Below are 6,988 nucleotides of genomic sequence, written 5' to 3' on the forward strand. Positions count from 1 at the left end.
ACGAGTCGGCCACGCAGGCCGAGCGCAACATCGCCTACAAGCGGGTGCGCGAAGAGCTCGACGGACTCATCGTGCTGAGCGAACAGGCCGTCGAGGTGCTCGAGAAGCAGGTCGCGCGGGAGATCACCGGGCCCACTGCTGCGGCAACTCCCTCAGCCGAGCGCGTCGCCGACCAGACGCCGGACCCTCTGCCCGTTCGCAAGACGCCGGCAGCCGGCAACCCGATCCCCGATCGCCCGATCCGCCATCGCGAGGAACAGAGCTGACGTGAAGATCGACCTGGCAGGCAGAACCGCGCTCGTCACGGGATCCACGCAGGGCATCGGTCGCGCGATCGCGGCGACGCTCGCGGACGCCGGCGCCCGCGTCGCCGTCAACGGCCGCAGCGCCGAGAGCGTGGCATCCACGATCTCAGCCCTCCGTGAGGAGTCGCAAGGCCGCGATCTCGTCGCTGCCCCGGGGGACGTCACCGATGAGGCCGGAGCGGATGCCGTGCTGGCCGGTCAGGAAGGCCGCCCGGCCTGCCGTGCAGCTCTGTTCACCGTAATAGTGGAGGAAGCGGATGCCTTCATTTCCGATGCGGTCGATGTTAGGGGTCTCGTAACCCATCAGCCCATCGCTGTAAACGCTGAGGTTGGTGATGCCGATGTCATCTCCCCAGATTACCAGGATGTTGGGCTTGCCCTGCGCCAGGACGGATTGGCCCCATCCGGCCAGCAACAGGAATACCAGCATTTTTTTTAGCACGAATGGCTGCATGATTTTTCCAGGAACAAAAGGAGTTTTTTTCATAAATAGCCAGTTTTAGGAATGAGAATCGGGAAATGGTCTTTGATGATGCTATTTATGCCTGGGAGGGGTGTCAAACTTCAAATAATAACAGGGGGGGGCGGATTTTGTTTAACGGGCACCGTGTTTTGCTGTCTATAGCGCCAGATTGATCAGTTTATGATGCGTTGATTTTAAAATGTGCTAATATAAGCTTGAAAGTGATCAATGTCCCGCTAGGTTCCATGTTTGCAGCGCCTTAGTTTTGTTTGCGACCGGCTAACGCCGCGGGCAGCGGAAAATCTTTAACTTATGACTGGAAATAAATCAGAAGTATGCAAGGAATGTTGAAAGATAAAGTGATCCTGCTGACGGGCGGGGCCGATGGTATCGGATGGGAATGCGCCAAAGCCTACGCAGCGGCCGGCGCGCGCGTTGTTGTCGCGGATTTGCAGGAAGAAAAACGCGGCAGGATACAGGAACTGCCCGGCGAAGGGCATGCCTTCCACGCCTGCGACGTGGCTTCGGGCACCGCGGTGGCTGCGCTTTTCGATTTTGTCGGGAAGGAATACGGCCGCCTGGATGCGATCCACAACAACGCAGGCCTCGCACATCCCGCCAAAGCCCTGCACGATACGGAAGATGCCGAATGGGAAGCCCTCCTGCGCGTAAACCTTAAAAGCATCTACCTGACCACCCGCCATGGCATCGCCCTGCTGCGCGCTTCCAAAGGATGCATCCTCAACACCAGTTCGCTGGTAGGGAGCATCGGCCAGGACAACCACGCGGCGTACGTTGCCACCAAAGGCGCCGTCAACGCCCTGACAAAAGCCATGGCGCTCGACTACGCACCCGACGGCATCCGCGTGAACGCGGTGGCCCCCGCGGCGATCCGTACGCCCATGCTCGAAGCCTGGAGCGCCCAGCAGCCCGAGCCGGAGGCGATGCAACGGTACCTCGACCAGCTGCAGCCCCTTGGCGCCATGCCCGCCGGCGACGTGATCGCCGACGCCTGCGTGTTCCTCCTCAGCGATGCCGCCCGCTTCATCACCGGCTGCATCCTGCCCGTATCGGGCGGGGCGGAACTGGGATACAGAACCCTTATCTGACATTATTTCCTCAGCATGATAAAAAATACCGATATAGCCGACGCACGATTCGAGCTGAAAAACGGCGCCGGCAGCGACGCCGTACATAAAGACCCGCAATATGCTTATGCCGTAACCCGGCTCCACGACGACCAGGGCACTTCCGGAACAGGGCTCGCTTTCACCCTCGGCGAAGGCAACGATCTCGTTTGCCGCGCCGCCCGCTTCTATGCGGAATCCCTCCAGGGTAAAGACGTTGAAGAACTGATGTCCGGCTTCGGCAAAACCTTTCACAGCATGGCCAACGAACAGCAGTTCCGCTGGCTGGGCCCGCACAAAGGCGTCGTGCACCTGGGGCTCGCTTCCGTCACCAACGCCTGCTTCGACCTATGGGCCAAAAATCGCGGCGTTCCCCTCTGGCAACTGCTCATCAGCCTGTCGCCCGAAGAGATCGTCAATACCCTCGACCTTTCTTACCTGGAAGACGTGCTCACCCGCGAAGAAGCCATCGCCATGCTCACGGAAGCGCTGGATGGCAGGAGCAGCCGGATGGAGGTGCTGAAGACCGGCTACCCGGGCTACGATACTTCGGTGGGTTGGTTCAATTACGACGACGAGAAGGTGCGTGAGAATTGCAAACGAGCGCTGGAACAGGGTTTTAGCGCCATGAAACTGAAAGTCGGTTCCGCCGATCCCGCGCGCGACATCCGCAGGGCGCATATCGTGCGCGACACGGTGGGCAACGCGGCGAAGGTCATGCTCGACGCCAACCAGCAATGGACCCTTCCGCAGGCGATTTCCATTTGCAACGAACTGAAATCCATGCAGCCGTATTGGGTGGAAGAGCCTACGCACCCCGACGATATCCTGGCGCACGTCACCCTCGCCGAAGCCGTGAAGCCGGTGAAACTGGCGCTGGGGGAGCATGTTCCCAACCGTGTCGTGTTCAAGAATTATTTGCAGACGGGCTGCGCCGGGTTCATCCAGGTAGATGCCGTGCGGGTAGGAGGGGTGAGCGAGTTCATCACCATCAGCCTGTTGTGCAAAAAATACGGCGTACCGGTGGTGCCGCATGTGGGTGATATGGGGCAGCTGCACCAGCACCTCGTATTGTTCAACCACATCGCCATGGGGCACGAAGCGCTCTTCCTTGAGCACATCCCGCATCTCAAAGAACATTTCCTCCACCCGGTCCGCATCGAAAACGGCGTGTACGTTACGCCGCAGGAGCCCGGCAGCAGTTGCGACCTTAAATAATCCACGCTATGATCGGGACTACAGACATTATCATCACCATCGGGTATATCCTGCTGATCGTCGGCATCGGGCTGTGGACCGGCCTGCGGAAGAAGACGGCGGGACCGGGAGCTTCCGGCGCCTATTTCCTCGCGGGCAAAACGCTTCGCTGGCCGATGATCGGGCTGGCGCTCTTCGCTACCAACATTTCCTGCCTGCACCTGGTGAGCCTGGCGCAGAGCGGCTTCGACGCGGGTTTGCTCAACGGCAACTTCGAATGGATGGCGGCGTTTACGCTCATTTTGCTGGCGCTTTTCTTCGTACCGTTCTACATCCGTTCCGGCGTGGCCACCCTGCCGGATTTCCTGGAGCGGCGGTATAACCGCGCCTGCCGCGACTGGCTGGCCTTTGTATCCATTGTTTCCGCCATCATCATTCATATCGCATTTTCATTCCTGGCGGGCGGTATTGTGCTCGAAACGCTTTTCGGGATTGATATGTACGCCAGCATCATCGTCATCGCCGCGCTCACGGGCTTGTACACCATCGTGGGCGGGCTGCGCGCCGTAGTGGTAACGGAATCCATCCAGAGCATCGTGCTCATCGCAGGTGCGGTGATTATCACCGTGGCGGCGTGGACGAAAATGGGCGGATGGCAGCCGATGGAAGCCGTGCTGGCGGAACACAACGCGCTGGACAAGCTGAGCATGATCCGCCCCGCGGGCGATGCCTCGGGCATGTCGTGGATGGCGGTGTTCCTGGGGTACCCGGTGCTGGGGATCTGGTACTGGTGCGCCGACCAGACCATCGTGCAGCGGGTGCTCGGGGCGAAAGACGAGAATCATGCGCGCGTGGGCTCGCTGTTCTGCGGCTTCATCAAAATTCTGCCGGTATTCATTTTCGTATTACCCGGCCTTTTCGCCTGGACGCTGTTCAAATCCGGCGGGCTGGACGTTAGCGCCCTCATGCATACGGCCGCCGACGGTACGCAAACGCTCGATTCCAAAGGGATCTACACCCTCATGATCACACAGCTCCTGCCTTCGGGCCTGATCGGGGTACTGGTGGCGGCGTTGTTGTCGGGGTTGATGAGCCAGATCGCCGGTGCGCTGAACTCCATCGCCACGCTGGCCAGCTTCGATTTGTACAAACGGTTCAAGCCCGGAACATCGGATGCGGCGCTGGTGAAAGTGGGGCGCTGGTCGTCGGGCGTGGCGCTGTTGCTGTCTATCGCCTTGTTGCCATTACTGAACCGGTACCAGAGCCTCTTCGAAGGGATCAATGACGTGATCGCGCACATCGCGCCGCCAATAACCTGCGTTTTCCTGCTGGGGATTTTCTGGAAAGGCGCGTCTGCCCGCTCGGCGCAGCTGACGCTCTGGCTGGGCTCCGCGCTGGGAGCGGGCGTTTACGCCCTGAACAAGCTGGCGCCGGGTAACCCGCTCGGCGGCATCCCGTTCATGATGATGGCGTTTTACCTGTTCCTGGCCTGTGCGGCGATGCAGGTGCTGTTTTCGTTCCTGTATCCCGTGGTGCACACGGAGCAGAGCGGCGCGCTGTACTGGCGGTCGATCCGTGAGCCGCTGGCAGGCAAGGGATGGCGGGGTTTCGGTAACTATAAGTTTTTGTCCCTGCTGTTGCTCCTGGTCATGGGGGCGCTGTATTGGGTTTTCAAATAAGCTTTCTTCTCAACATTATTCAATTATAAATTACTGTGATGAAACGACTAATTTTTCTACTCGCCGCCTTGTGCCACTACGCCGCTTCGTCCGCGCAGACGCCGGTTAAAACCGATCCTGCCGTCCTGAAACAATTCATGGACATGCGCTTCGGGATGTTTATCCACTGGGGGCCGGTGGCGCTACGGGGAACGGAAATCGGCTGGTCCCGCGGCGACCAGGTGGCTACGGAGGATTACGATAACCTGTACCGCGAATTCAATCCCGTATTGTTCAATGCGGACGAATGGGTGAAAACGGCGAAGGACGCCGGGATGAAGTACCTCACCATCACCGCGCGGCATCACGACGGGTTCTGCCTCTGGCCTTCCGCCTTCACCGGGTACGATATCGCTTCCACACCCTACAAGAAAGACATTGTAGGAGCGCTGGCGGCGGCCTGTAAAAAGCAGGGCATCAAATTCTGCATTTACTACACCGTCCTCGATTGGTATCATCCCGATTATCCCATCCACAGCCCTAAAAAGCAGGACATCGATCCCAAAGCAGATATGAACGCTTACATTACGTTCATGAAAAACCAGCTGAAGGAACTGATCACGAAGTACGACCCCTATATGCTGTGGTTCGATGGCCAATGGGAGAAACCCTGGACCGACGACATGGGCCGCGATCTCTATGCATATCTCAAGCAACTCAAACCGGATGTCATCACCAACAACCGCCTCGGGAAAGAAATGAGCGGGATGGCGGTAAAGCAAATCGATGCTTCCCGCATCGTGGGCGACTACGATACGCCCGAACAGGTGGTAGGTAAAATGAACATGGAAACGCCCTGGGAAAGCTGTTTCACGATTTGCACGCAATGGGCCTGGAAGCCGAACGATAAAATGAAATCCCTCGAAACCTGCCTCGACATCATTGCCCGCACCGCGGGCGGTAATGGCAATCTTTTGCTGAATGTGGGCCCCATGGCCGACGGCCGCATCGAAGCCCGCCAGGTGGAGCGCCTCCGCGAAATCGGCGGCTGGATGCAGCAGAACGGGAAAGCAGTGTACGGCACGCTGGGCGGCCCCTGGCAGCCGGCGGACGAATACGCTGCCACGCGTAAAGGGGATAAAATCTACCTGCACGTACTGAAACCCGCCGGCAACACCCTGACGCTGAAAGCCCTCCCCGGCAGGCAGGTCCGCAAAGCGGCCGTGATCGGCGGCGCGGCGGTGAAAGTGGAAACCACGGGGGAAGAGATCCGTTTGCATCTCCCGGCTTCCGCACCCGCATTACCTTACGTCATCGAACTGGCGCTGGACGGAAATGCCGAACAATTGCCGGTGCTTTAACAATACAATCACCCGTTATGAGAACGTATCTTTTTTTCGCTTTCCTGCTGATATTTGCCGCGTGTACGGATAAGCAGCCGCTACGCTACGGCATGGTAACAGGCCTGCACCCGGACAAGGCCGCCTATTACCGGCAATTGCATGCGGATGTTTGGCCGGGCGTCGTGAAAACACTGCAGGAGTGCCATATCCGGAATTATTCCATCTACCTGAAAGAAATCGACGGTAAGCCCTACCTGTTCAGTTACTTCGAATACACCGGGAACGATTTTGCCGCCGATATGAAAAAGATGGCCGCCGATTCGGTGACGCAGCGCTGGTGGAAAGAAACCGCTCCCACCCAGGTGCCGCTGCCCGATGCGGCCGCAACCGGCGAAACGTGGTCGCCGATGGAAGAGCTTATGCACCTCCCGTAATCCACCTGGATGATCGCATTACCCGGCGGGCTTACACACTACATAACATCAGACAAAGGAAACGGCCCCGCGAAGGGGCCGTTTGTTTCATATGCATCAATTGCTAATTAAGTGCAGCTTTATGCTTATGTTTTTTCGGCACTAAATTTCTTTGTTGGCGCATGCACCAGCCTTTACGGGTTTGAGCAAATACTATCCCCGATAGAGATCGGGAATCCCTTGTCTCATCAATTTATCCTTTTCAGTGTATGATCTAAACCCGCGTCAATCAAACGGGCAGATGTACGTAACTGAGGAAACCATGCAAAAGCGTGATGAATGCCGGAGCACCTGAGCCGTTGGGCTCCGGAAAGATGTAAATGGTTGGTTTTTGATTTTCGTATTCGTGAATTGCGTCAGGTCTGCTGAATCTGGTTGGTTGATCTTTCTTGTCTCTCTGTTAATGTCTTTGAACGAAATTC

Annotated in this window: 7 protein-coding genes and 1 pseudogene; 7 read left to right on the forward strand and 1 reads right to left on the reverse strand. The window is 57.9% G+C overall.

What is annotated here, in order from left to right:
- The coding region (locus tag Q0510_RS18980) for a hypothetical protein (RefSeq protein ID WP_298715318.1) at positions 1–266 on the forward strand (266 nt) is incomplete at its 5' end.
- A 1-nt stretch (position 267) separates the two neighbouring features.
- A pseudogene (locus tag Q0510_RS24905) lies at positions 268–444 on the forward strand (SDR family NAD(P)-dependent oxidoreductase); the annotation flags it as partial.
- On the opposite strand, the gene Q0510_RS18985 reads toward Q0510_RS24905, so the two are convergent.
- The gene (locus Q0510_RS18985) at positions 412–792 is read right to left on the reverse strand and encodes a sulfatase-like hydrolase/transferase (protein WP_298715319.1); all 381 of its coding nucleotides are present in this window, start codon (positions 790–792) and stop codon (positions 412–414) included. The pseudogene Q0510_RS24905 and the gene Q0510_RS18985 overlap by 33 nt on opposite strands.
- Before the next feature lie 311 nt (positions 793–1,103).
- Between Q0510_RS18985 and Q0510_RS18990 the strand changes: the two genes are divergently transcribed.
- From Q0510_RS18990 to Q0510_RS19010, 5 genes are read left to right on the forward strand one after another with little or no spacing between them, the layout of a single operon-like run.
- A complete protein-coding gene (locus Q0510_RS18990; RefSeq protein WP_298715320.1) occupies positions 1,104–1,877 on the forward strand; it encodes an SDR family oxidoreductase in 774 nt (257 codons plus the stop codon).
- 15 nt (positions 1,878–1,892) lie between these two features.
- Positions 1,893–3,113, forward strand: a complete 1,221-nt coding sequence (locus Q0510_RS18995; protein ID WP_298715321.1) for an enolase C-terminal domain-like protein — start codon at positions 1,893–1,895, stop codon at positions 3,111–3,113.
- An 8-nt stretch (positions 3,114–3,121) separates the two neighbouring features.
- Positions 3,122–4,771 carry a sodium:solute symporter gene (locus Q0510_RS19000; RefSeq protein ID WP_298715322.1) on the forward strand — a complete coding sequence of 550 codons (1,650 nt, stop codon included), beginning with the start codon at positions 3,122–3,124 and terminating at the stop codon, positions 4,769–4,771.
- A 38-nt stretch (positions 4,772–4,809) separates the two neighbouring features.
- Positions 4,810–6,111 (forward strand): alpha-L-fucosidase, encoded by a 1,302-nt coding sequence (locus Q0510_RS19005; protein WP_298715323.1) that lies wholly within the window; start codon positions 4,810–4,812, stop codon positions 6,109–6,111.
- A 17-nt stretch (positions 6,112–6,128) separates the two neighbouring features.
- A complete protein-coding gene (locus Q0510_RS19010; protein ID WP_298715324.1) occupies positions 6,129–6,527 on the forward strand; it encodes an L-rhamnose mutarotase in 399 nt (132 codons plus the stop codon).
- The last annotated feature ends 461 nt before the right edge of the window (positions 6,528–6,988 follow it).

Origin of the sequence: uncultured Chitinophaga sp. (assembly GCF_937874145.1) — a bacterium.
Taxonomy (GTDB): domain Bacteria; phylum Bacteroidota; class Bacteroidia; order Chitinophagales; family Chitinophagaceae; genus Chitinophaga.

Excerpts from the sequence above, each read along its gene's own strand:
- Q0510_RS19000 (WP_298715322.1), top strand. The coding sequence starts at position 3,122 with ATGATCGGGACTACAGACATTATCATCACCATCGGGTATATCCTGCTG.
- Q0510_RS18985 (WP_298715319.1), bottom strand. The coding sequence starts at position 792 with ATGAAAAAAACTCCTTTTGTTCCTGGAAAAATCATGCAGCCATTCGTG.
- Q0510_RS19010 (WP_298715324.1), top strand. The coding sequence starts at position 6,129 with ATGAGAACGTATCTTTTTTTCGCTTTCCTGCTGATATTTGCCGCGTGT.
- Q0510_RS18990 (WP_298715320.1), top strand. The coding sequence starts at position 1,104 with ATGCAAGGAATGTTGAAAGATAAAGTGATCCTGCTGACGGGCGGGGCC.
- Q0510_RS18995 (WP_298715321.1), top strand. The coding sequence starts at position 1,893 with ATGATAAAAAATACCGATATAGCCGACGCACGATTCGAGCTGAAAAAC.
- Q0510_RS19005 (WP_298715323.1), top strand. The coding sequence starts at position 4,810 with ATGAAACGACTAATTTTTCTACTCGCCGCCTTGTGCCACTACGCCGCT.